This is a genomic window from Pseudomonas sp. AS2.8 (assembly GCF_014190935.1).
GTDB lineage: Bacteria > Pseudomonadota > Gammaproteobacteria > Pseudomonadales > Pseudomonadaceae > Chryseomonas.
The window spans coordinates 1127681-1151045 of record NZ_JACHVV010000001.1 but is presented as its reverse complement, the minus strand read 5'-3'; the positions used below and the strand labels follow the sequence as shown (position 1 = coordinate 1151045).

19 protein-coding genes and 1 tRNA gene are annotated in these 23365 nt (G+C 68.7%); 15 read left to right on the top strand and 5 right to left on the bottom strand.

The window, feature by feature from the left end:
- From kdpB to FHR73_RS05190, 4 genes are all read left to right on the top strand, one after another.
- Nucleotides 1-2031 carry a potassium-transporting ATPase subunit KdpB gene (gene kdpB / locus FHR73_RS05205; RefSeq protein WP_183629874.1) on the top strand — a complete coding sequence of 677 codons (2031 nt, stop codon included), beginning with the start codon at nt 1-3 and terminating at the stop codon, nt 2029-2031.
- A gap of 10 nt (nt 2032-2041) precedes the next feature.
- Entirely contained in the window at nt 2042-2593 is a 552-nt protein-coding gene (gene kdpC, locus FHR73_RS05200; protein ID WP_183629873.1) for a potassium-transporting ATPase subunit KdpC, read from the top strand.
- Nucleotides 2590-5214 carry a sensor histidine kinase KdpD gene (locus FHR73_RS05195; protein WP_183629872.1) on the top strand — a complete coding sequence of 875 codons (2625 nt, stop codon included), beginning with the start codon at nt 2590-2592 and terminating at the stop codon, nt 5212-5214. Before kdpC ends, FHR73_RS05195 begins: the two co-directional genes overlap by 4 nt.
- Nucleotides 5215-5276: 62 nt before the next feature.
- Entirely contained in the window at nt 5277-5966 is a 690-nt protein-coding gene (locus tag FHR73_RS05190; protein WP_183629871.1) for a response regulator, read from the top strand.
- A gap of 303 nt (nt 5967-6269) precedes the next feature.
- Here FHR73_RS05190 and FHR73_RS05185 read toward each other — a convergent pair whose 3' ends face one another.
- The 4 genes from FHR73_RS05185 to FHR73_RS05170 all read right to left on the bottom strand — a co-directional run bounded on the left by FHR73_RS05185 (nt 6270) and on the right by FHR73_RS05170 (nt 8913).
- Complete coding sequence (locus FHR73_RS05185) at nt 6270-6644, bottom strand: histone-like nucleoid-structuring protein, MvaT/MvaU family (RefSeq protein WP_007158514.1); 375 nt, start codon at nt 6642-6644, stop codon at nt 6270-6272.
- A gap of 349 nt (nt 6645-6993) precedes the next feature.
- Nucleotides 6994-7569 carry a hypothetical protein gene (locus FHR73_RS05180; RefSeq protein WP_183629870.1) on the bottom strand — a complete coding sequence of 192 codons (576 nt, stop codon included), beginning with the start codon at nt 7567-7569 and terminating at the stop codon, nt 6994-6996.
- 155 nt (nt 7570-7724) lie between these two features.
- Nucleotides 7725-7801: transfer RNA gene (locus FHR73_RS05175), tRNA-Asp, on the bottom strand.
- Nucleotides 7802-7965: 164 nt separating this feature from the next.
- A complete protein-coding gene (locus FHR73_RS05170) occupies nt 7966-8913 on the bottom strand; it encodes a LysR family transcriptional regulator (RefSeq protein WP_183629869.1) in 948 nt (315 codons plus the stop codon).
- A 178-nt stretch (nt 8914-9091) separates the two neighbouring features.
- Here FHR73_RS05170 and FHR73_RS05165 point away from each other — a divergent pair, with 178 nt between their 5' ends.
- From FHR73_RS05165 to FHR73_RS05140, 6 genes are all read left to right on the top strand, one after another.
- Nucleotides 9092-10390 (top strand): MFS transporter, encoded by a 1299-nt coding sequence (locus FHR73_RS05165; protein WP_183629868.1) that lies wholly within the window; start codon nt 9092-9094, stop codon nt 10388-10390.
- Between the two features lie 12 nt (nt 10391-10402).
- Nucleotides 10403-11587, top strand: coding sequence for an L-rhamnonate dehydratase (gene rhmD, locus FHR73_RS05160; protein WP_183629867.1), 1185 nt, complete (start codon nt 10403-10405; stop codon nt 11585-11587).
- A gap of 21 nt (nt 11588-11608) precedes the next feature.
- Complete coding sequence (locus tag FHR73_RS05155; protein WP_183629866.1) at nt 11609-12943, top strand: MFS transporter; 1335 nt, start codon at nt 11609-11611, stop codon at nt 12941-12943.
- Between the two features lie 21 nt (nt 12944-12964).
- Complete coding sequence (locus FHR73_RS05150; protein WP_183629865.1) at nt 12965-13765, top strand: aldolase/citrate lyase family protein; 801 nt, start codon at nt 12965-12967, stop codon at nt 13763-13765.
- 13 nt (nt 13766-13778) lie between these two features.
- Nucleotides 13779-15212, top strand: coding sequence for an aldehyde dehydrogenase (gene aldA / locus FHR73_RS05145; RefSeq protein WP_183629864.1), 1434 nt, complete (start codon nt 13779-13781; stop codon nt 15210-15212).
- A 121-nt stretch (nt 15213-15333) separates the two neighbouring features.
- On the top strand, nt 15334-15558 hold the full coding sequence (locus FHR73_RS05140) for a DUF2188 domain-containing protein (RefSeq protein ID WP_183629863.1): 225 nt from the start codon (nt 15334-15336) through the stop codon (nt 15556-15558).
- 30 nt (nt 15559-15588) lie between these two features.
- Here FHR73_RS05140 and FHR73_RS05135 read toward each other — a convergent pair whose 3' ends face one another.
- A complete protein-coding gene (locus FHR73_RS05135) occupies nt 15589-16497 on the bottom strand; it encodes a LysR family transcriptional regulator (protein ID WP_183629862.1) in 909 nt (302 codons plus the stop codon).
- Between the two features lie 367 nt (nt 16498-16864).
- Between FHR73_RS05135 and FHR73_RS05130 the strand changes: the two genes are divergently transcribed.
- From FHR73_RS05130 to FHR73_RS05110, 5 genes are read left to right on the top strand one after another with little or no spacing between them, the layout of a single operon-like run.
- The gene (locus FHR73_RS05130) at nt 16865-18028 is read left to right on the top strand and encodes an isovaleryl-CoA dehydrogenase (protein WP_183629861.1); all 1164 of its coding nucleotides are present in this window, start codon (nt 16865-16867) and stop codon (nt 18026-18028) included.
- Nucleotides 18029-18038: 10 nt separating this feature from the next.
- On the top strand, nt 18039-19646 hold the full coding sequence (locus FHR73_RS05125; RefSeq protein WP_183629860.1) for a carboxyl transferase domain-containing protein: 1608 nt from the start codon (nt 18039-18041) through the stop codon (nt 19644-19646).
- A gap of 3 nt (nt 19647-19649) precedes the next feature.
- On the top strand, nt 19650-20450 hold the full coding sequence (locus FHR73_RS05120; RefSeq protein WP_183629859.1) for an enoyl-CoA hydratase-related protein: 801 nt from the start codon (nt 19650-19652) through the stop codon (nt 20448-20450).
- The gene (locus FHR73_RS05115) at nt 20447-22381 is read left to right on the top strand and encodes an acetyl/propionyl/methylcrotonyl-CoA carboxylase subunit alpha (protein WP_183629858.1); all 1935 of its coding nucleotides are present in this window, start codon (nt 20447-20449) and stop codon (nt 22379-22381) included. The genes FHR73_RS05120 and FHR73_RS05115 overlap by 4 nt, the downstream gene beginning before the upstream one ends.
- Complete coding sequence (locus tag FHR73_RS05110; protein WP_183629857.1) at nt 22378-23292, top strand: hydroxymethylglutaryl-CoA lyase; 915 nt, start codon at nt 22378-22380, stop codon at nt 23290-23292. The genes FHR73_RS05115 and FHR73_RS05110 overlap by 4 nt, the downstream gene beginning before the upstream one ends.
- Nucleotides 23293-23365 lie beyond the last annotated feature (73 nt).

Here is a 23365-nt window from a genome sequence, read left to right as displayed (position 1 = left end):
ATGGATGCCCAGACCCACACCCTGCCCACTCCTACCCCTGGCACCCTCTGGCGCCAGGCGCTGCGGCAGGCCTTCGTCAAGCTCGACCCGCGCCAGCAGATCCGCTCGCCGGTGATGTTCGTGGTGGAGATCACCGCGCTGTTCTCCACCCTGCTGTGCCTGGCGCCGGACAATGGCGTGAGCACCGGGGTGGCAGTGCAGATCACTCTCTGGCTGTGGTTCACCCTGCTGTTCGCCAACTTCGCCGAAGCTCTCGCCGAGGGGCGCGGCAAGGCGCGCGCCGACAGCCTCAAGGGCATCGGCCAGAACCTGGCCGCCCGCCTGGAGGAAAACGGCGAGCACCTGATGGTGCCGGCCAGCTCCCTGCGCAAGGGCCAGATCGTGCGGGTGGAAGCCGGCGAGCTGATCCCCGGTGACGGCGAGATCATCGAAGGCGTGGCCGCGGTCAACGAGGCGGCCATCACCGGGGAATCGGCGCCGGTGATCCGTGAGTCCGGCGGCGATCGCTCGGCGGTGACCGGCAATACCCGGGTGGTGTCGGACTGGATCCGGGTGCGCATCACCGCCAACCCCGGCGAATCGACCCTGGACCGGATGATCGCGCTAGTCGAGGGCGCCAAGCGCCAGAAGACCCCCAACGAGGTCGCCCTGGACATCCTGCTGATCGGCCTGACGCTGATCTTCCTGCTGGTGGTGGTGACCCTGCAGCCCTTTGCCGCCCTGGCCGGTGGCGAGCTGCCGCTGCTGTTCCTGGTGGCGCTGCTGGTGACCCTGATCCCCACCACCATCGGCGGCCTGCTCTCGGCCATCGGCATCGCCGGCATGGATCGCCTGGTGCGGCTGAACGTGATCGCCACCTCGGGGCGCGCCGTGGAAGCCGCCGGTGACGTTCACACCCTGCTGCTGGACAAGACCGGCACCATCACCTTCGGCAATCGCCGCTGCAGCGCCCTGTACGCGGCCCAGGGCATCACCCCCAAGGCCCTGGCCGAGGGCGCCCTCTATGCCTCCCTGGCCGACGAGACCCCGGAAGGCCGCTCGGTGGTGGAATACCTGCGCAACCTGCACCCGCTGGAAGAGCCGCCGCGCGCCCAGGTCGCGGCCATTCCCTTCAGCGCCGAGACGCGCCTGTCGGGCATCGACTGGCAGGGCCGCGAGTATCGCAAGGGTGCGGTGGACGCCGTGCTGATGTTTCTCGGCCAGACCCGCGCCGACCTGCCGGAGGTGCTGGCCCGGGAGATCGAGACCATCGCCAAGAGCGGCGGCACCCCGCTGCTGGTCTGCGGCGAGGGCCGCCTGCTCGGCGCCATCCACCTCAAGGACGTGGTCAAGCCGGGCATCCGCGAGCGCTTCGCCGAGCTGCGTACCCTGGGCATCCGCACCGTGATGGTGACCGGCGACAACCCCCTGACCGCCACGGCCATCGCCGCCGAAGCCGGGGTGGACGATGTCATCGCCGAAGCCACGCCCGAGAAGAAGCTGGAACGCATCCGCAGCGAACAGGCCGAGGGCAAGCTGGTGGCCATGTGCGGGGACGGCGCCAACGACGCCCCGGCGCTGGCCCAGGCCGATGTCGGCATGGCGATGAACGACGGCACCCAGGCCGCCCGCGAGGCCGCCAACCTGGTGGACCTGGATTCCGACCCCACCAAGCTGCTCGACGTGGTGCAGGTGGGCAAGGAACTGCTGGTGACCCGCGGCGCCCTGACCACCTTCTCGGTGGCCAACGACGTGGCCAAGTACTTCGCCATCCTGCCGGCGCTGTTCGCCGGCATCTATCCGCAGCTGAACGTGCTCAACGTGATGCACCTGGCCAGTCCGCAGAGCGCCATCCTCTCGGCCATCGTGTTCAACGCCCTGATCATCGTCGCGCTGATTCCCCTGGCGCTGCGCGGGGTCCGGGTCAAGGCCGCCAGCGCCGCCGCCCTGTTGCGCCGCAACCTGCTGATCTATGGGCTGGGCGGCATCGCCGTGCCCTTCGTCGGCATCAAAGCTATCGACCTGGCGCTCGGCGCCCTGGGTCTGGTCTGAGGAGACCGCCATGCTCATGCAATTGCGTTCCGCCCTGCTGATGCTCCTGCTGCTCAGCGCCCTGACCGGGGGCGCCTACCCCCTGCTGGTGACGGTGCTCGGCCAGGTGCTGTTCGCCGACCAGGCCGGCGGCAGCCTGATCCAGCGCGCCGACGGCAGCGTGGTCGGCTCGCGCCTGATCGCGCAGAAATTCACCGGCCCCGAGTGGTTCCAGCCGCGCCCCTCGGCCGGCGACTACGCCACCGTCTCCAGCAGCGCCAGCAACCTGGCCCAGTCGGCGCCGGGGCTGCGCGAGCGGATCGAGAAGACGCTGCCCGACATCCAGGTGGACGGCCAGGGCCCGGTGCCCCAGGAGCTGGTGACCACCTCCGCCAGCGGCCTCGACCCCGACCTCAGCCCAGCCGGCGCCCGCTATCAGATCGCCCGTGTCGCGGCCGCGCGCGGCCTGGCACCGGAGCGCCTGGAAGCCCTGGTGAACGAGCAGACGCGCAGCTCGCGCTTCGGTCCGGCAACGGTTAATGTCCTGCTTCTCAATCTGGCCCTGGCGGAACTGGCTCCATGACCGACAGCACCGGGCGCGCCGAGGCGCTGCTCGCCGAACACCGCGAAGGCCGTGGCCGCCTCAAGGTCTTCCTGGGAGCGGCGCCTGGCGTAGGCAAGACCTACGCCATGCTGCAGGCGGCCCAGACCGCCCTGCGCCAGGGCCGCCGGGTGCGCGCCGGGATCGTCGAAACCCATGGGCGACGGGAGACCGCCGCCCTCCTCGCCGGCCTGCCGCAGCAACCACTACGGCGGGTCGAGCACCGCGGCCTCAAGCTCACCGAACTGGATCTGGAAGGCCTGCTGGCCGATCCGCCGGAACTGGTGCTGGTCGACGAACTCGCCCACAGCAACGCCCCCGGCAGTCGCCATGCCAAGCGCTGGCAGGACGTCGCAGACCTGCTCGCCGCCGGCATCAACGTCTACACCACGGTCAATGTCCAGCACTTGGAAAGCCTCAACGACGAGGTGCGCGACATCACCGGCGTCCAGGTGCGCGAGACGGTGCCGGACCAGGTGCTGCTCGATGCCGATGACCTGGTGCTCATCGACCTGCCGCCCCGGGAGTTGCTGGAGCGGCTGCGCGAGGGCAAGGTCTATGTGCCCGAGCAGGCGCGCGCGGCCATCGATGCCTTTTTCAGCCAGACCAATCTCACCGCCCTGCGCGAGCTGGCCATGCGCACCGCCGCCGCCCAGGTGGATTCGGCGCTCGCCCTGAGATACCGCCAGCAGGGCCAGGCCGCTCCGCCGCTGCTGGGCCGCCTGATCGTCGGCGCCGGCACCGCGCCTTCGGCGGAGCGCCTGGTGCGCCATGCCAGCCGCCTCGCCGACCAGCGCCACCTGCCCTGGACCCTGGTCCACGTCGACACCGGCCAGCCGCTGGACGACGCCGCCCGCGCCAACCTGCAGGCCAGCCAGCGGCTGGCCGAACGGCTGGGCGGCGAGGTGCTGACCCTGAGAGACAGCGATCCGGCCCGCGCCCTGGTCCGCCATGCCCGCGACCAGCGCGCCAGCGTGCTGCTGATCGGCCGTGGCCGTCCGCGCGGCTTCAGCCTGCGGCGGCGCCTGGCCAGTCGCCTGCTGCGCCTGGCCCAGGGGCTGGAGATCGCCATCCTCGACCTGGATCGCGACGCCCCGCCCGCCGCTCGGCCGCGCCGGGCGATCAGGCCCGGTCCCTATGGCGCCGCCGTTCTCGCGACCGGCGTGGCCGCGGCCATCGCCGAGGGGCTGTCCGGACTGCTGGAACTGCCCAATATCTCGCTGATCTTTCTGGCCGCCGTGCTGCTGGTGGCGGTCCGCAGCAGTCGCGGGCCGGCGCTGTTCTGCGCCCTGCTGGGCTTTCTCGCCTACGATTTCCTGTTCATCCCGCCGGCCTTCTCGCTGACCATCAACCGCGAGCAGGACGTCCTCACCCTGGCCTTCTTCCTGTTGATGGCCCTGCTCACCGGTGACCTGGCCGCCCGCCAGCGGCGTCAGCTGCAGGCGCTGCGCCGGACCCAGCGCGAGACCTTGGCGCTGCTGGACTTCACCCGCCAGCTGAGCGCCGCCAGCGATCGCCAGGCGGTGGTCAGCGTCACGCTCAAGCAGCTGGGCGACGCCACGCGCCACGTCTGCCTGCTGCTGCCGGAAAAGACGGGGCAGCTGGTGAGCCAACCGGGCGAGCAGAGCCTGGCCGACAGTGAACGCATCGCCGCCGAATGGGCCTGGAAGCAGGAAAAGCCGGCCGGTCGCGGCACCGACACCCTGCCCTCCGGTAACTGGTGGTGGTGGCCGCTGCTCGGCGAGGGTGGCAGCCTGGCCGTGCTGGGCGTACGGCGCGACGATGCCCAGCCCCTGGACCACGCCGAGCGGCGCCAGCTGGCCAGCCTGGCGCAGCCGCTGGCCCAGGCCCTGGCGCGGGTGCGTCTCAGCGAGGATCTCGAAGCCGCGCGCCTGCACGGCGAGACCGAACAGCTGCGCAGCGCCCTGCTCGCCTCGGTGTCCCACGACCTGCGCACGCCGCTGACGGTGATGCGCGGCTCCATCGATGCCCTGGCCACCCTGGGCGAGGCCATTCCCGCCAGCGATCGCCAGGAGTTGCTGGACGCCACCCGCCAGGAGGCCGAACGCCTCGATCGCTATATCCAGAATCTGCTGGACATGACCCGCCTCGGCCACGGCAGCCTGCAGCTGGCGCGGGACTGGGTCGACCCCGGTGACATCCTGGCCAGCGCCCTGCAGCGCCTGCAGCCGCTGCTGAGCGGCTTGCAGGTAGCCAATCGGATCGAACCGGGCCTGCCGCTGCTCTGGGTTCATCCGGCGCTGATCGAACAGGCGCTGGTCAATGTGCTGGAGAATGCCATCCGCTTCTCCGCACCCGGCGGGCGGTTGGAGATCAGCCTGCTGCGCCAGGGCAATGAACTGCAGCTGGCCGTGGCCGACGAGGGCCCGGGCATTCCGCCCGAGGACCGCACGCGGATCTTCGACATGTTCTATACCGCGGCGCGTGGCGATCGGGGCGGCCAGGGGACCGGTCTGGGTCTGGCGATCTGCCAGGGCATGGTCGGCGCCCATGGCGGACGGGTCAGCGTGGAAGACGGCCTCGACGGTCGTGGCACCACGATGCGCATGCACCTGCCATTGCCCGCCCCTCCGGCCGCATAAGGCCAGGCCACCCGACAGCCGCAGCGGCTATGATGACGCCCTCTCGTGTGGAACCCGCCCAGATGCCCGCTCACGTCCTCGTCATCGACGATGAACCCCAGATCCGCAAATTCCTGCGCATCAGCCTGGCGGCCCAGGGCTACCAGGTCAGCGAAGCCGCCACCGGCACCGAAGGCCTGGCCCAGGCGGCGCTCGGCCAGCCGGACCTGGTCATCCTCGACCTGGGCCTGCCCGATCGTGACGGCCAGGAGGTGCTGGTCGAATTGCGCGAGTGGTCCGCGGTGCCGGTGCTGGTGCTGTCGGTGCGGGCGGACGAACGCGAGAAGGTCCGCGCCCTGGATGCCGGCGCCAACGACTACGTGACCAAGCCCTTCGGTATCCAGGAATTCCTCGCCCGCAGTCGCGCCCTGCTGCGACAGACCCCGGCCACGGCGACCCAGCAGGTGGCGGCGCTGGAGGTTGGCGATCTGCGAGTGGATTTCGCCTATCGGCGGGTCACGCTGGGCGGCAGCGAAGTGGCCCTGACGCGCAAGGAATACGCCGTGCTGGCCGCCCTCGCCCACCATCCGGGACGGGTGGTGACCCAGCGGCAATTGCTGATCGATATCTGGGGCCCGACCCATGCGCAGGACAGTCATTATCTGCGCATCGTGATTGGCCATCTGCGGCAGAAGTTGGCAGACGATCCGCTGGCGCCGCGCTATATCGTCACGGAACCCGGCGTGGGTTATCGCCTGCGCATCGAAGGTTAGCCACCCCGGGTTGAATGCCGCTTATCGAGTGCGGAAACAGGCCGCCTTCCCGTTATCATCCCGCCCTTGGCCGTCGGCATAAGTCAGGCCGGTTTTGACCTTCCTCGTGAGCGCGCGGGCGGTTGAAAGATACGATGAATGCGATGGTCGCCGCAGTTTGAAAGGCGGCCGGAAAACCATCGTTCCTAATATGGGCTTGAACGTGGCGAGATTACGGGATGTGCCGAGAGTGCGGTCGCGGGAAAAGGATTTCGGTCGGTAGGTCTGCCTTGCGCAGCTACCGACCGCAATCCGGGCAAGGCGTTACTGCAGCCAGCCTTCCACGGTATCGGCGCCGTGTTCGGCTTTCCAGGCTTTCAGCAACTTGTGGTTGCCGCCCTTGGTTTCGATGATTTCGCCGGTCTTGGGATGCTGATAGCGCTTGGTGCTGCGCGGACGACGCTTGCCAGCCGGCTTTTCCGGATGCGGCGTCTGCGCCTTGTGCTTGGGGGCAGCGTTGGGATCCAGGATGCCGATGATATCGCCCAGGTTCATGTGGTATTCATCCATCAGGGCCTGGAGCTTACTTTCGAATTCGATTTCTTTCTGCAGGGAACTGTCTTGCTTGAGATCTTCGAGCAGTTGCAATTGAGCGCGAAGTTGCTCTTCGGCAGCACGGAATTCGGCGAGACGGGACATGGACACTCCTGGCGACAATCTGAAAAGGCTGCTGGAAACTTCGCCCGCGAGCGAAAGATGCCCGCGAAGATAAAGGATTGATGCCCCGGATGCCAGTGACACGTAATCCTTTTGAAAAAATAGAAGGCACTTTGCGCGACGGCAAGTTTGAATATTAAGAAAACCTTAAGCCAAGCCGGAGAATTGGCGCCAACAAGGTCTTGATAAGCCTCTTCGCAAGTAACCCGGTAGTAACCGAACCCACCGAAGAAAAGCGAGCCAAGTAAGAACGCTCAACGCAACTGCATAATCATGCAGAAGTTGGCAAAACTTGCAGGCTTGGACTTTGCCAGACGCTCTGGCATGCCCCTCAGGCTGAAGCATCCAGATCCAGCTGCGCCTCGGGCACGGGCTGCCAGTTGAACGTCCGCGCTATTATCCGCCGGTATTCGGTGTCTATGGCCACCGGCGTCCGGCGAATATAGTCTCGCGCATGCGCCTGCCGCTCGTGGTCGAGTTTGCGCAGGTAGTCGAGCGCCTGTTCCGCCGTAGGCATGCGCTGATTGAGGCCACCGCTGCGCGGCGGCAAGGCGGTCCAGACCACGGCGTCGATACCCTGCTCCGCGGCCCAGGCGGCGATGCGCTGCTGGAACGGCGACTGCGGCCCGCTCGGCCAGCTGCCGATGCACGCGGGCTGCTCCCGCGGTACCCCCTCGCGCTCACGCAAGGCCTCGCGCGCCTCTTCCAGGGTGTCGACCGCGAGATAGGCCCAGAGCACCTGGACCTCGGCCACGCCCTCGCAGATGACCGTGGCCAACTCGCCGCTGTCGCCCTCCCGGGCGAATTCGATGGGCAACCAGGGTCCGTCGGCGAACCAGTCCGAGGCGACCGGCAATTCCGCCGCCTTCCAGATCAACGAACCCCAACCCAGACAGGCGATCTTCATGGCCACTCCCGCGCATCGATGATAGCCATTGGAGGCTACCGAAGCGTTGGGGTTTCCCGGCGGCAAGACTTGGCGACAAAAGTGCAGGACGAAAAAAAGCGGCCGCAAGGGCCGCTTCTTTCGTTACCCGCGAGGCAGAGCTCGCGAGTGGTATGTGGCGCAGCGGACGGGACTCGAACCCGCGACCCCCGGCGTGACAGGCCGGTATTCTAACCGACTGAACTACCGCTGCGCATGGAAGCCTTGCGGCATCCTGCTGGTACTTAACGAGAACCCGTTCAGCGGGGTTCTCTGCACCAGCGGCCGCTAAGATACTGATTTATCAGGGAAGAAACAACAGGGGCAGAAAAAATATTTCTCGCCATGCAGGGGCGGCGGCGCCAGCGAGGGCGGTGCTCAGACCGTGGTGCCCGCGGCCTGCCGTCTGAGCAGGCCGAGAAAGCCCTCCAGCGCCGCGCTGGGTACCTGGCCGGTGCGCAGCAGGATCCCGAAGGGCGTCAGGGGTTCGGTGATCTCCAGATCGAGCCGCACCAGCAGCCCGGTACGCAGGTGATCCCGGACCACGGCCTCGGTCAGCACCAGGATGGCGTCGGTGATCTGCACCAGTTGCAGCATGGCGAATACCGAGCCGCATTCGATGATGTCCGCGGGCGGCGGTAGCGAGTGCCGGACAAAGGCCGCCTCCAGCGCGACCCGCGCCGGACTGGCTTCCGGTTGCAGGATCCAGGGCCAGTCCTCGACCAGTTCGGCCAGATCCGGCACGGCGCGCCCGGTCAGGGGATGTCCGGTGCGCACCACCACCGCCAGGTGCTCGTTGCCCAGCGGCTCGAAGGTGAAGCGACCGAGGTCGGCCGGCTGGGTGAAACGGGCGATGGCCACATCGATCCGCTCCTGTTCGAGCAGTTCGGTGAGCTGGTCGCTGGTGTCGCCGAGGATGCGCAACTGCAGGCCGGGTTGGCACGCCTTGCTCTCGGCGATGGCCCGCACCACCAGATCGGGCAAGGCGCCCATGATGGCGCCCACCGCCAGATGCCCGTAACCGCCGGCGCGACGCGCATCGAGGTCTTCGGCGCAGCGATCCAGGCCATTGAGCGCACGGCGGGCGAATTCGATGATCTCCACGCCCAGCGCCGTGGGCGTCAGACCCCGCGCCTGACGCTCGAACAGCACGCAGCCAAAGGCCTCCTCCACGTCCTGCAGCATCCGCGTGGTGGCCGGCTGCGACATGTGCAGGGCTTCCGCGGCGCGGTGCAGATTGCGGGTACCGGCCAGGGTCACCAGCATCAGCAGGTGCTTGTAGCGCAGCCGACCGAACAGCGCGCGGGCATGGGGCGAAGCGTTCATCGGCGGAATCCTGGAGACGCGGGCGGAGGCGTCCAGCCGGGCTCGACGGCTCTGGCCAGGCTGCTGACGCGTACCGATACCTTAAGGGTATCGGTCCTAAACAAAAAGCGATTATCCAGGCATTGCAACTGCGACTACCTTGAGCCGTGGCCGAATCACAACAACAAGAGAGATCGCCATGCACACCACCCTGTCACCGGGGCTGGTCGCCAAGGTCACCCGGCGCCTGCTGCCCTTCCTGCTGCTGATGTACGTCATGGCCTTTCTCGACCGGGCCAACGTGGGTTTCGCCAAGGTCGCCTTCCAGGCCGATACCGGCATCTCCGACGCGGCCTTCGCCTTTGGTGCCGGCGTCTTCTTCGTCGGCTACGCCTTTCTCGAGATCCCCAGCAATCTGATCATGCACCGCGTCGGCGCCCGGCTGTGGATGTGTCGGATCATGGTGAGCTGGGGCCTGATCTCCGCCGCCATGATGTTCGCCCACACGGCGACGGCCTTCTATGTGCTGCGCTTCCTGCTCGGGGTGGCCGAAGCCGGCTTCTTCCCCGGCGTCATCCTCTACCTCACCTACTGGTTCCCCTCGCGCTACCGCGCCCGGGCACTGGGCTTTTTCTACTTCGGCGCGCCCCTGGCCTTCATCTTCGGCAGTCCACTGTCGGGCCTGCTGCTGGAATTCGACGGCTTCGGCGGTCTGCAGGGCTGGCAGTGGATGTTCCTGGTCGAAGGGGTGCTGGCCAGCCTGGTCGGTGTCTGGGCCTGGTTCTACCTGGACAACCGGCCGCGCGATGCCCGCTGGCTGAGCGACGCGGAAAAGCAGGCGCTGCAACAGGCGCTGGACGCCGAGGACGCCGCCAAGCCGCACCATGGCGGGCTGCTGCGCCTGCTCGGGCAGCCGCGCATCCTGCTGCTGTGCAGCATCTACCTGCTGATCCAGGCCAGCGTCTATGGCGTGGTCTTCTATCTGCCGACCCAGGTGGCCGGGCTGCTCGGACAGAAGGTCGGGCTGCTGGTCGGCCTGGTCTCGGCGATCCCCTGGGTCTGCGCCCTGCTCGCCGCCTGGCTGATCCCCAGCTGGTCGGATCGCACCGGCGAACGCCGTCGCACCGCCGCCGCCACCCTGGCCATCTCCGGCCTCGGCATCGCTGCATCGGTGACCTTCTCGCCGCTCTATGCGCTGATCGCCCTGTGCTTTGCCGCCGCCGGCTTCATCGCCGTGCAGCCGCTGTTCTGGACCTTTCCGTCCGACCAGTTGCGCGGCAGCGCCGCCGCGGGCGGCATCGCCCTGATCAATACCTGCGGCGCCATCGGCGGCTTCATCGCGCCCCTCGCCAAGCGCTGGGCCGAGGTGACCTTCGCCCACCCCGGCGCCGGCCTCTATCTGCTCGCCGGCACCACCCTGGTGGCCGCCGCCCTGATCCTCGGCCTGCGCCGCCGCGACCAGGCCGATCCCCAACCCCAGCTCACGCCCAGTCATTAAGGGAGCTTCGCCATGACCCTACCCACCATCAAGCAGGTGCGCGCCTACACCCTTCGCGGCGGCGGCGCCGACTACCACGACCAGGGCGACGGCCACTGGATCGACGACCACATCGCCACGCCCATGGCCAAGTACCCAGAATACCGCCAGAGTCGCCGCAGCTTTGGCATCAATGTGCTGGGCACCCTGGTGGTGGAAGTCGAGGCCAGCGACGGCACCGTGGGTTTCGCCGTCACCACCGGCGGCGAGCTGGGTGCCTTCATCGTCGAGCGGCACCTGGCGCGCTTCCTGGAGGGGGCCAAGGTCACCGACCTGGAAAAGATCTGGGACCAGATGTACCTCTCCACCCTCTATTACGGGCGCAAGGGCATCGTGCTCAACACCATTTCCGGGGTGGATCTCGCGCTCTGGGACCTGCTCGGCAAGCTGCGCCAGGAGCCGGTGCACCAGCTGCTCGGCGGCGCCGTGCGTGACGAATTGCAGTTCTATGCCACCGGCGCCCGGCCGGACCTGGCCAAAGAGATGGGCTTCATCGGCGGCAAGCTGCCGCTGCAGCATGGCCCGGCCGAAGGCGAGGAAGGCCTGCGCAAGAACCTGGAGGCCCTGGCGACCATGCGCGAGCGGGTCGGCGACGACTTCTGGCTGATGCTCGACTGCTGGATGAGCCTGGACCTCAACTACGCCACCCGCCTGGCCCAGGGCGCCCAGCAATTCGGCCTCAAGTGGATCGAGGAGGCGCTGCCGCCGGACGACTACTGGGGCTATGCCGAACTCAGGCGCAATGTGCCGAAGGGCATGCTGGTGACCACCGGCGAGCACGAGGCCACCCGCTGGGGCTTCCGCCTGCTGCTGGAGATGGGTTGCTGCGACATCCTCCAGCCGGACGTCGGCTGGTGCGGCGGCCTCACCGAGCTGATCCGCATCTCGGCCCTGGCCGATGCCCACAACGCCCTGGTGGTACCCCACGGCTCCTCGGTCTACAGCTACCACTTCGTCATCACCCGCACCAACAGTCCCTTCGCCGAGTTCCTGATGATGGCGCCCAAGGCCGACGAGGTGGTCCCCATGTTCCATCCGCAGTTGCTCGACGAACCCGTTCCGGTGCGCGGCCGCATGCGCGCCTCGGCGCTGGATCGGCCCGGCTTCGGCGTGCGCCTCAATCCGGAGTGCGCCCTGGAACGTCCCTATCGCCACTGAGGCGTTGCCCCGGAGGGCTGGATGAAAGCGACCCAAGACACCCTGGCGGCACCCGTGGCGGATGCACGCCCCGCGGCGACGCCGCTGCCACCCAAGAGCGCTCGCCTCAAGCGGGTCCAGGTGATCGCCCTGGCGCTGCTGGTGCTGGCGGGCTTCGTTAACTACCTGGACCGCAGTACCCTGGCCATCGCCAACCAGACCATCAGCGGCGAATTGGGCTTCACGCCGACCGAGATGGGCCTGCTGCTGTCGGCCTTCGCCTGGGCCTATGCCTTCGCCCAGCTGCCCATTGGCGGCCTGCTGGATCGCTTCGGCGCGCGCCTGACCCTGGGTCTGGGCATCTGCCTGTGGTCGCTCGCCCAGGGCGTGCTCGGGCTGCTCGGCAGCCTGCACCTGATGATCCTGGCCCGCGTCGGCCTGGGCATCGGTGAGGCGCCGCAATTCCCCGCCGGAGCCAAGGTGGTCAGCGAATGGTTCAACGTGCGCGAGCGCGGCCTGCCCTCCGGCATCTTCAACCTCTCCTCCTCGCTGGGGCCGGCGATCTCCCAGCCGATCCTCACTGCCCTGCTGCTGTGGCTGGGCTGGCGGCAGATGTTCATCGCCATGGGCGTGCTCGGCGTTCTGGTAGCGGCGCTCTGGTACCTGAGCTATCGCGATCGGGTGCAGGTGGTGCTGGACGCCGCGGAGCGGGCGCACCTGGATGCCGGGCTACCCCCCCAGGACGCCGGCCAGCGGCTGACCTTCGCCGACTGGCTGGGGTTGTTCCGCCGCCGCCTGACCTGGGGCGTGGTGATCGGCTACGTGGGCATCATCTACATGCTGTCGCTGTTCCTGACCTGGCTACCGGCCTACCTGGAACGGGTCCATCACCTGTCCCTGTCCCAGGCCGGCTGGGTCGCCAGCCTGCCGTTCCTGGCCGGCGCCTGTGGCGTGATCGGCGGTGGCCTGCTGGTGGATCGCCTGACCCGCAGCGGGCGCAGCCTTGCCTTCAGTCGCAAGCTGCCGATCTGCGGCGGTCTGGCCGCGGCCGGGCTGTTCGCCCTGTGCAGCGCCGGGGTGACCGGCATCGGCAGCGTCATCCTCTGCTTCAGCCTGGCGCTGTTCAGCCTCAATGTGGCGGTGGCCGGCACCTGGTCGCTGGTGAGCGTCGCCGTGCCCTCGCACCAGGTGGCCTCGCTGGCCAGCATCCAGAACTTCGGTGGCTACTTCGGTGGCGCCTTCGCCCCGGTCATCACCGGCATGATCGTCCAGCAGACCGGCTCCTTCGGCCTCGCCCTCGGCATCGCCGCCGCGGTCGCGGTGGCCGGCGCCCTGAGCTATGGCCTGCTGGTGCGCCTGCCCGACACCCCTTCCTGATTCCCTTTGGAGACCACCGTCATGGACCTGCCACTCAATCCCTTCAAGGCCCGCCTCACGGGCAGCGATACCCTCTATGGCCTCTGGGCCGGATTCGCCACCGGCTATGCCGCCGAGATCGCCGCCGGCACCGGCTACGACTGGCTGCTGATCGACGGCGAGCACGCGCCCAACACGGTGCCGAGCATCCTCGCCCAGTTGCAGGCGGTGGCGCCCTACCCCACGGCGCCGGTGGTGCGCTGCGTCACCGGTGACGCGGTGCTGATCAAGCAGTTGCTGGACATCGGCGTGCAGACGCTGATGGTGCCCATGGTGGAGACCGCCGACCAGGCCCGCGCCCTGGTGCAGGCCATGCGCTATCCCCCCCACGGCATTCGCGGCGTTGGCGGCGGCCTGGCCCGCGCCACCCGCTGGGACGCGGTACCCGACTACCTGCACACCGCCCATACCGAGCTGTGCCTGATCGTCCAGGTGGAATCGCGGCTGGGCAGCGACAACGTCGCCGAGATCGCCGCGGTGGACGGCGTGGACGCCGTCTTCGTCGGTCCGGCCGATCTCTCCAGCGGCCTGGGCCATGCCGGCAATCCGGGCCACCCCGAGGTGCAGGCGCGCATCCGCGCCGCCATCGACGCCACCCGCGCGGCCGGCAAGGTGGCCGGGATCCTGGCGCCCCAGGAAGACGATGCCCGACGCTATCGCGACTGGGGTTGCCAGTTCGTCGCCGTCGGCATCGACATCAGCCTGTTCCGCCAGGCGGCGCTGGCCAACCTGGCCCGCTATCGCCCCCTCGAAGCGCCCCAGGCGCCCTCTCGCACCTACTGACTCGGAGTCCGCCATGGCCGATCTGCCTCTTTACCAGAACTACATCGATGGCCGTTTCCTGCCGGCCGCCGAGGACTTTCTCGTCCACAATCCGGCCACCGGCGAGGCCCTGGCCCGGGTACCGGCGTCCGGTCGCGACGACGTCGACCAGGCCATCGCCGCCGCCCGCCGCGCGCAAAAGGCCTGGGCCCGCAAACCGGCCATCGAGCGCGCCGGCCACCTCAGGCGCATCGCCGCCAAGCTGCGCGAGCAGGCACCGCGCCTGGCCCAAACGATTGTCGCCGAACAGGGCAAGATCCACGGCCTGGCCGAGGTGGAGGTCAATTTCACCGCCGACTACCTCGACTACATGGCCGAGTGGGCACGGCGCATCGAAGGCGAGATCATCACCAGCGACCGACCCGACGAGCAGATTTTTCTCCTGCGCAAGCCGCTGGGCGTGGTGGCCGGCATCCTGCCCTGGAACTTCCCCTTCTTCCTGATCGCCCGCAAGCTGGCGCCGGCGCTGCTCACCGGCAACACCATGGTCATCAAGCCCAGCGAAGAAACCCCGATCAATGCCCATGAATTCGCCCGCCTGGTGGCCGAGACGGATCTGCCGCCCGGGGTGTTCAACCTGGTCAGCGGCGCCGGCGCCGTGGGGGGCCAGCTCAGTGCCCACGCCGGCATCGACATGGTCAGCTTTACCGGCAGCGTCGGCACCGGCTCGCGGATCATGGCCGCTGCCGCGCCGAATCTGACCAAGCTCAATCTGGAGCTGGGGGGCAAGGCGCCGGCCATCGTCCTGGCCGATGCCGACCTGGACCTGGCGGTCCGGGCGATCCGTGACTCGCGCATCATCAACACCGGGCAGGTGTGCAACTGCGCCGAACGGGTCTATGTGGAACGCGCGGTGGCCGAGGACTTCATCGAGCGCATCGGCCGGGCCATGGCCGCTACCCGCTATGGCGATCCCCAGGCCGACACCAACGTGGAGATGGGACCGCTGATCAACGCTGCCGGCCTCGACAAGGTGGCGGCCAAGGTCGATGTCGCCCTCGGCCAGGGCGCCCGCCTGGTCACCGGTGGCCGTCGCGCCGACCTGGGTCGCGGCTTCCACTTCCAGCCCACGGTGCTGGCGGACTGTCGCGCGGACATGCCGATCATGCGCGAGGAGATATTCGGCCCCGTGTTGCCGATCCAGGTGGTGGACGATCTCGACGAAGCCATCGCCCTGGCCAACGACTGCGAATACGGACTCACCTCTTCCGTCTACACCCGCAGCCTGGGCAAGGCCATGCACGCCATGCGCGAAATCGATTTTGGCGAGACCTACATCAACCGGGAAAACTTCGAGGCCATGCAGGGCTACCACGCCGGGGTGCGCAAGTCCGGCATCGGCGGCGCCGACGGCAAGCACGGCCTCTATGAGTACACTCACACCCAGGTGGTCTATCTGCAGGGCTGAGTGGCGCGACCTGGTTCCTGGCCTGGCCGGGGCCGCTTCGCTCGAATGTTCTTGAGCCAAAGCGGGTCGAAACAGCTGCAACCCAAGACCAGGCGCGGGCCCAGGGCCCCAGGGAGACCAGATGCAGAACTACCACATCCTACCTACCGACACCGGCTGGGAATTCAAGGAAGAGCATGGCGATCGCGCCCTGCTCAAGGCCTCGACCAAGGACGCCATCGTCCACCAGGCGGCGCAGTTCATGGACGGCAAGACCGGCAGCGTCAAGATCCACACCGGTGATGGCCGCATCGAGGAAGAGCGCACCTATCCGCGCAGTGCGGATCCGGCGAAGTCCAAGGGCTGAGCGGCCAGCGGGCGCGCGCGCCGCGCCCCGCTAGCCCGCCGCCGACACCAGGAATTGCCGAAACGCCTGGGCCCCGGGGCTCAGGCGGTCTTCGGGACTCCAGATCAGGCCCAGCTCCATGGGCGGGATGGCATCGGCCACCGGGCGGGCTTCCAGCTTGCGGCCTTCCAGCGACCAGCCGCGATAGAGCATGTCGGAGAGGATGGTCACGCCGAAGCCGTGGGCCACCAGGCCGCGCAGCGATTCCATGGACGAGGTCTTGAACACCACGTTGGGTTCCAGGCCCGCCGCGCGCCAGTAGCGCAGGGTCGAGGTCTCGCCTTCGTCCACCGTGGCGAGGATGTAGGGATAGGGAGCGATGTCGGCCAGGGTGACGCGCTCCGGCGCCAGCAGCGGATGGGCGCTGGGCAGCCAGAGCTGGCGCGGCGAGCGCATCAGCAGGTGGCGCTCGAAGGGCTGGGTGGCGTCGACGTTGGAGATGACCGTGAGGCCCAGCTCCAGGGTACCGTCGGTGATGCCGGCTTCGATGCTGGGTCGGTCCATGTCGCGCAGGTCGATGTCGATCTGCGGATAGCTGCGCTTGAAGCGCGCGAGCAGGGTCGGCAGGTAGTAGCCGAGCACCGCATAGGAGGCGCCGACGCGCGCCTGGCCGGTCAGCGCATGACGCTGGAACAGCGGCTGGCTGACGGCGTCCTGCAGGGTGTCGAGGACATGCCGGGCATGGTGATAGAACTGGTGCCCCTCGGCGGTGAGCTTGACGCCGTGGGGCAGGCGCTCGAACAGCCGCACGGCGAGCAGCGCCTCCAGCTGGCTGACCGCCGTGGTGACCGCCGACTGGCTGACGTTGACCGCGCTGGCGGCCAGGGAAAACTGGCTGTTCTCGGCGGCGGCGACGAAGTAGCGCAGCTGCCGCATCGAGATGTCCTTGAGCACTGCCATCTGCTTTTCCAATACCTGGATTCTATTTTTATCGTTTCACGATAGCGCATTTCTCCTCCTAGACTCAGGGGAATAGGCACGCCGCCTTCCTCTCGCGGTCGCCATGACAAGAATAATGAACAGGAGGACGGACCATGTGCGCCCTGGCGCCCGCGTTCCGCACCCGCGCCCCGTGCGCCCCCTTGCCCTGCCGTCGGCCGCCCGGCCCGACGTCTTTCCGGCTGCCGCTTTCGCGCCACGCCCGCGCCTGGCCGATGACACAGCCCCGCCCTGTCCCTTTCCGCTCCGCGCCGTACCAGGCGGCCGCCCCGTGCGCGCCCGATCGGCTCACCGCTCGCACCCGACAATCCCGACAACAGGTGACCCCATGAGCTATCCGAGTCTCAACTTCGCCCTGGGCGAGACCCTCGACCTGCTGCGCGACCAGGTGCGTACCCTGGTCGCCCGCGAGGTGGCGCCCCGCGCGGGCGAGATCGATGCCAGCAACAGCTTCCCCATGGACCTCTGGCGCACCTTCGGTGACCTGGGCCTGCTCGGCATCACCGTGGGCGAGGAATACGGCGGCGCAGGACTCGGCTACCTGGCCCATGCGGTGGCCATGGAAGAGCTTAGCCGCGGCTCGGCCTCGGTGGCCCTGTCCTATGGCGCCCACTCAAACCTCTGCGTCAACCAGATCCACCGCAACGGCAACGCCGCGCAGAAGGCCCGCTACCTGCCCGGACTGGTCAGCGGCGAGCACGTCGGCGCCCTGGCCATGAGCGAACCCAATGCCGGCTCGGACGTGGTCTCCATGAAGTTGCGCGCCGAACGCCGCGGCGATCGCTATGTGCTCAACGGCAGCAAGACCTGGATCACCAACGGGCCCGATGCCCACACCTACGTCATCTATGCCAAGACCGAACCGGAAAAGGCGGCCCACGGCATCACCGCCTTCATCGTCGAGCGCGACTGGAAGGGTTTCAGCCGCGGCAGCAAGTTCGACAAGCTGGGGATGCGCGGCTCCAACACCTGCGAGCTGTTCTTCGACGATGTGGAGGTGCCGGAAGAAAACGTGCTGGGCCAGGTCAATGGCGGGGTCAAAGTGCTGATGAGCGGCCTGGACTACGAGCGGGTGGTCCTCGCCGGCGGCCCGGTGGGCATCATGCAGGCCTGCCTGGACGTGGTGCTGCCCTATGTCCATGACCGCAAGCAATTCGGCCAGAGCATCGGCGAATTCCAGCTGATCCAGGGCAAGGTGGCCGATCTCTACACCGGCCTCAATGCCAGCCGCGCCTATCTCTATGCGGTGGCCCAGGCCTGCGATCGCGGCGAGACCACCCGCAAGGACGCCGCCGGGGTGATCCTCTACACCGCCGAGAAGGCCACCCAGATGGCCCTGGAAGCCATCCAGATCCTCGGTGGCAACGGCTACATCAACGAATACCCCACCGGCCGCCTGCTGCGCGACGCCAAGCTCTACGAGATCGGCGCCGGCACCAGCGAGATCCGCCGCATGCTGATCGGCCGCGAGCTGTTCAACGAAACCCGGTGAGGACGCCTTCATGACCGTGCTGACCTCCACGCTGAACCGGCGCACCCCGGACTACCAGCGCAACGCCGCCGCCATGGCCGAACAACTGGCCCGGCTCGACGGGCTGCTGGCGCGCATCCGCGAAGGCGGCGGGGCCAAGGCCCAGGCGCGCCATACCGCCCGCGGCAAGCTGCTGCCCCGCGCCCGCATCGATCTGTTGCTGGACCCGGGCTCGCCCTTCCTGGAGATCGGCGCCCTGGCCGCCCTCGACGTCTACGAGGAAGAGGTACCCGCGGCCGGGGTGGTGGCCGGCATCGGCCGCATCGAGGGCGTCGAGTGCATGATCATCGCCAACGACGCCACGGTGAAGGGCGGCTCCTACTATCCGCTCACGGTGAAGAAGCACCTGCGCGCCCAGGCCATCGCCCTGCAGAATCGGCTGCCCTGCCTCTACCTGGTGGATTCCGGCGGCGCCAACCTGCCCCGCCAGGAAGACGTCTTCCCCGACCGCGAGCACTTCGGGCGGATCTTCTTCAACCAGGCGACCATGAGCGCCCAGGGCATCCCGCAGATCGCCGTGGTGATGGGCTCCTGCACCGCCGGCGGCGCCTATGTGCCGGCCATGAGCGACGAGACCATCATGGTGCGCCAGCAGGCCACCATCTTTCTCGCCGGCCCGCCGCTGGTGAAGGCCGCCACCGGCGAGGTGGTCAGCGCCGAGGAACTGGGCGGCGCCGATGTCCATTGCCGGACCTCCGGCGTGGCCGACCACTACGCCGAGAACGATGCCCATGCCCTGGCGCTGGCCCGGCGCTGCATCGCCAACCTCAACTGGCGCAAGCTGGGCGACTTGCAGCTGAAGACGCCCAGCGCGCCCCTGTACCCGGCCGAGGAGTTGCACGGCCTGGTGCCGGCCGATCCCAAGCAGCCGCTGGAGGTGCGCGAGGTGATCGCGCGACTGGTGGACGGCAGCGTCTTCGATGAATTCAAGGCGCAATTCGGCACCACCCTGGTCTGCGGCTTCGGCCATCTGCACGGCCATCCGCTGGCCATTCTCGGCAACAACGGCATCCTCTTCGCCGAGTCGGCGCAGAAAGGCGCGCACTTCATCGAACTGGCCTGCCAACGCCGCATTCCCCTGCTGTTCCTACAGAACATCACCGGCTTCATGGTCGGCAAGAAATACGAGGAAGGCGGCATCGCCAAGCACGGCGCCAAGCTGGTCACCGCGGTGGCCTGCGCCCGGGTGCCCAAGTTCACCGTGATCATCGGCGGCAGCTTTGGCGCCGGCAACTACGGCATGTGCGGTCGCGCCTACGATCCGCGCTTCCTGTGGATGTGGCCCAATGCGCGCATCGGCGTGATGGGCGCCGAGCAGGCGGCCGGGGTGCTGGTGCAGGTCAAGCGCGAGCAGGCCGAACGCGCTGGCGAGGCCTTCGACGACGCAGAGGCGGCGCGCATCAAGGCCCCCATCGTCGAGCAGTACGAACGCCAGGCCCATGCCCTTTATTCCAGCGCGCGGCTGTGGGACGACGGGGTGATCGACCCGGCCCAGACCCGCGAGGTCCTCGCCCTGGCCCTGTCGGCCAGTCTCAACGCCCCTCTCGAGCCGACGACCTTCGGCGTCTTCCGGATGTAGGCCATGACTGACTTCCACACCCTGGAACTGATCCGCGATCCGCGCGGCTTCGCCACCCTCTGGATCGATCGCGCGGATCGCCACAATGCCCTGGATGCGCAGCTGATCGCGGAGCTGGGCGGCGTGCTCGCCGAGATCGCCAGCGACCAGGAACTGCGCTTTCTGCTCCTGCGCGGTCGCGGGCGGCACTTCTGCGCCGGCGCCGACCTCGCCTGGATGCAGGCCGCGGCCCGCCTGGACGCCGCCGCCAATCGCGCCGACACCGAGCGCCTGGCCGAGGTGATGTATCGCCTGCAGGGCCTGCCGATGCCGACCCTGGCGGTGGTCCAGGGCGCGGCCTTTGGCGGCGCGGTGGGCTTGGTCAGCTGCTGCGACCTGGCCCTGGCCGCGAGCGACGCCATCTTCTGCCTGTCGGAGGTGCGCATCGGCCTGGTGCCGGCGGTCATCGCGCCCTTCGTGATCCGCGCCCTGGGTGAGCGCGCGGCGCGGCGCTACATGCTCGGCGCCGAGCGCTTTTCCGGCGAACGCGCCGCCGAGCTGGGCCTGGTGGCCGAGACCGCCCCGGCCGCCGAACTGGAGGCCCTGGTCGAGGCCTGGATCGCCCGGCTGCTGGACAACGGCCCCCAGGCGTTGCGCGCCTGCAAGCGGCTGCTGGACGGCGCTGGCGCCGGTGCACCCGGCGCCGAGGTGCGCACCTTCACCGAAGGCCTGATCGCCGAGGTGCGCGTCACTCCCGAAGCCCAGGAAGGCCTGCAGGCCTTTTTGGAGAAACGTCGCCCCGCCTGGCAGGAGACCTCGCCATGACCTTCGACCGTCTGCTCGTCGCCAACCGCGGCGAGATCGCCTGCCGGGTGATGCGTACTGCCAAGGCCCTCGGCCTGAGTACCGTCGCCGTGCACAGCGCCATCGATGCCGACGCCCGCCACGTGCGCCAGGCCGACTGGGCGGTGGACCTGGGCGGGACCAAACCGGCCGACAGCTATCTGCTGGGCGAGCGCATCATCGCCGCCGCCCTGGCCACCGGCGCCCAGGCGATCCATCCGGGCTACGGCTTCCTGTCCGAGAACGCCGCCTTCGCCGAGGCGGTGGCCGCGGCGGGGCTGGTCTTCGTCGGGCCGCCCGCCGCGGCGATCCGCGCCATGGGCAGCAAGTCCGCGGCCAAGGCGCTAATGACCGACGCCGGGGTGCCCCTGGTGCCGGGTTATCACGGCGAGGACCAGTCCCTGGCCACCTTTCGCGACGCCGCGGCGCGCATCGGCTATCCGGTGCTGCTCAAGGCCACCGCTGGCGGCGGCGGCAAGGGCATGAAGATCGTCGAACGCGAAGCCGACCTGGCCGAGGGCCTCGCCTCGGCCCAGCGCGAGGCGCTCTCGGCCTTTGGCGATGCGCGGATGCTGGTGGAGAAATACGTGCTGCAACCGCGCCACGTGGAAATCCAGGTGTTCGCCGATGGGCACGGCCACTGCCTCTATCTCAACGAACGTGATTGCTCCATCCAGCGCCGCCACCAGAAGGTGATCGAGGAGGCCCCCGCACCGGGTCTCACGCCCGAATTACGCCGGGCCATGGGCGAGGCGGCGGTGCAGGCGGCCCAGGCCATCGGCTACGTCGGCGCCGGCACCGTGGAATTCCTGCTCGACGCCCGCGGCGACTTCTTCTTCATGGAGATGAACACCCGGCTACAAGTGGAGCACCCGGTCACCGAGGCCATCACCGGCCTGGACCTGGTGGCCTGGCAACTGCGCGTGGCCGCGGGCGAACCCCTGCCCCTCACCCAGGCGCAGGTGCCGCTGCACGGCCATGCCATCGAGGTGCGCCTCTATGCCGAGGACACCGACCAGGGCTTCCTGCCGGCCTCGGGCACCCTGCAGCTCTATCGCGAGCCCGCGGCCGGTCCGGGACGGCGAGTGGACAGCGGCGTGGAGGAAGGGGACGAGGTGTCGCCCTTCTACGACCCCATGCTGGCCAAGCTGATCGCCTGGGGCGACAGCCGCGAACAGGCGCGCAAGCGTTTGCTGGCCATGCTCGAAGACACCGCGGTGGGCGGCTTCGCCACCAACCTCGCCTTCCTGCAGCGCCTGCTCGCCCATCCGGCCTTTGCCGCGGCGGCGCTGGACACCGGTTTCATCGAGCGGCATCAGGCGGCCCTGCTGCCCGCACCCGCAGAACTGCCGGAGGCCTTCTGGACCCTGGCGGGCCAGGCCTGGCTAGCGACGCTGCCGCCCGCTGCCGATGCCACGTCACCCTGGGCATCCCGTCAGGGCTGGCGCCTGGGCGGACCGCCGCGCATCGCGCTGCGGCTGGCCTGTCGCGGCGAGGTGCGCAACCTGACCCTGGTCGATGCGGTGGCCGTCGAGTTGAGCGGTGATTGGCTCTACTGGCAGGCGGACGGCGTGCGCCAGAGCGCCCGCTTCCATCGCCGTGGGCAGACGCTGTTTATCGAATGGCAGGACCGCCTCGAAGCCGTCACCTGGGCCGATCCGCTGGCCGAGGTCGCGCGCCAGGCCGATGCGGGTGGTCTCACCGCGCCGATGAACGCCAGCGTGGTGGCGGTTTCGGTGGCCGTCGGCGATACCGTGGCAGCCGGGGCCCCGTTGGTGGTCCTGGAGGCGATGAAGATGGAGCACAGCATCCGCGCGCCCCGCGCCGGCGTGGTGGCGGCGCTGTTCTGCAGCCCCGGCGAGCTGGTGGCCGAGGGCGCGCCGCTGGTGGAGCTAGAGGCGTCGCCGTCATGAGCGAGGCCTTGCCGACCCGGGTGCGGCTGGTCGAGGTCGGACCCCGCGATGGCCTGCAGAACGAGCCCCAGGCGCTGGGCATCGCCGAGCGCATCCAGCTGTGCACGGCGCTGGTCGCCAGTGGCGTGCGGCATCTGGAGGTGGGCAGCTTCGTCTCGCCACTCTGGGTGCCGCAGATGGCCGGGACCGCCGAAGTGCTGGCAGGACTCGGCCGGCCTGAGGGCGTGGTCCGCTCGGTGCTGGTGCCCAACCTGAAAGGCTTCGAGGCCGCCCTGGCGGCGGGGGTGGATGAGATCGCCGTCTTCGCCGCCGCCTCGGAGGGTTTCTCCCAGCGCAACATCAACTGCTCCATCGCCGAGAGCCTGGCGCGCTTCGTACCCGTGGTCGAGGGCGCGCGGGCGGCGGGCATCCGGGTGCGTGGCTATGTGTCCTGCGTGCTGGGCTGCCCCTACGACGGCGAGATCGCCCCCGACCAGGTGGCCAGCGTGACCCGCGAACTGCTGGAACTGGGCTGCGCCGAGGTCTCCCTGGGCGACACCATCGGCGTCGGCACCCCGGGCCGGACCCGGGCGCTCTGGCAGCGACTGGGCCGGGAGGTGCCCCTCAGCCAGCTGGCCGGGCACTTCCACGACACTCATGGCCAGGCCCTGGCCAACGTCTACGCCAGCCTGCTCGAAGGCGTCGCGGTGTTCGACAGCTCCGTCGGCGGCCTGGGCGGCTGTCCCTATGCCCGGGGCGCCAGCGGCAATGTCGCCAGCGAGGACCTGGTCTATCTGCTGGACGGCATGGGCATAGCGACCGGGCTCGACCTCGCCGGACTGGTCGAGGTCGGCCAGGACGTCTCCGCCCTGCTGGGTCGACCCAACCAGTCGCGGGTCGGCCGCGCCCGGGCGGCGCGAGCGGTCGACTAGCGGGGGGGCTCTGGCCGGCGCCCATGGCAACCGCCAGGGCTTGCTCTCATAATGGCGGCCTCTCTCACCCAAG

Coding starts and splice junctions, on each gene's coding strand:
- kdpB (WP_183629874.1), top strand. CDS start 1: ATGGATGCCCAGACCCACACCCTGCCCACTCCTACCCCTGGCACCCTC.
- kdpC (WP_183629873.1), top strand. CDS start 2,042: ATGCTCATGCAATTGCGTTCCGCCCTGCTGATGCTCCTGCTGCTCAGC.
- FHR73_RS05195 (WP_183629872.1), top strand. CDS start 2,590: ATGACCGACAGCACCGGGCGCGCCGAGGCGCTGCTCGCCGAACACCGC.
- FHR73_RS05190 (WP_183629871.1), top strand. CDS start 5,277: ATGCCCGCTCACGTCCTCGTCATCGACGATGAACCCCAGATCCGCAAA.
- FHR73_RS05185 (WP_007158514.1), bottom strand. CDS start 6,644: ATGTCCCGTCTCGCCGAATTCCGTGCTGCCGAAGAGCAACTTCGCGCT.
- FHR73_RS05180 (WP_183629870.1), bottom strand. CDS start 7,569: ATGAAGATCGCCTGTCTGGGTTGGGGTTCGTTGATCTGGAAGGCGGCG.
- FHR73_RS05170 (WP_183629869.1), bottom strand. CDS start 8,913: ATGAACGCTTCGCCCCATGCCCGCGCGCTGTTCGGTCGGCTGCGCTAC.
- FHR73_RS05165 (WP_183629868.1), top strand. CDS start 9,092: ATGCACACCACCCTGTCACCGGGGCTGGTCGCCAAGGTCACCCGGCGC.
- rhmD (WP_183629867.1), top strand. CDS start 10,403: ATGACCCTACCCACCATCAAGCAGGTGCGCGCCTACACCCTTCGCGGC.
- FHR73_RS05155 (WP_183629866.1), top strand. CDS start 11,609: ATGAAAGCGACCCAAGACACCCTGGCGGCACCCGTGGCGGATGCACGC.
- FHR73_RS05150 (WP_183629865.1), top strand. CDS start 12,965: ATGGACCTGCCACTCAATCCCTTCAAGGCCCGCCTCACGGGCAGCGAT.
- aldA (WP_183629864.1), top strand. CDS start 13,779: ATGGCCGATCTGCCTCTTTACCAGAACTACATCGATGGCCGTTTCCTG.
- FHR73_RS05140 (WP_183629863.1), top strand. CDS start 15,334: ATGCAGAACTACCACATCCTACCTACCGACACCGGCTGGGAATTCAAG.
- FHR73_RS05135 (WP_183629862.1), bottom strand. CDS start 16,497: ATGGCAGTGCTCAAGGACATCTCGATGCGGCAGCTGCGCTACTTCGTC.
- FHR73_RS05130 (WP_183629861.1), top strand. CDS start 16,865: ATGAGCTATCCGAGTCTCAACTTCGCCCTGGGCGAGACCCTCGACCTG.
- FHR73_RS05125 (WP_183629860.1), top strand. CDS start 18,039: ATGACCGTGCTGACCTCCACGCTGAACCGGCGCACCCCGGACTACCAG.
- FHR73_RS05120 (WP_183629859.1), top strand. CDS start 19,650: ATGACTGACTTCCACACCCTGGAACTGATCCGCGATCCGCGCGGCTTC.
- FHR73_RS05115 (WP_183629858.1), top strand. CDS start 20,447: ATGACCTTCGACCGTCTGCTCGTCGCCAACCGCGGCGAGATCGCCTGC.
- FHR73_RS05110 (WP_183629857.1), top strand. CDS start 22,378: ATGAGCGAGGCCTTGCCGACCCGGGTGCGGCTGGTCGAGGTCGGACCC.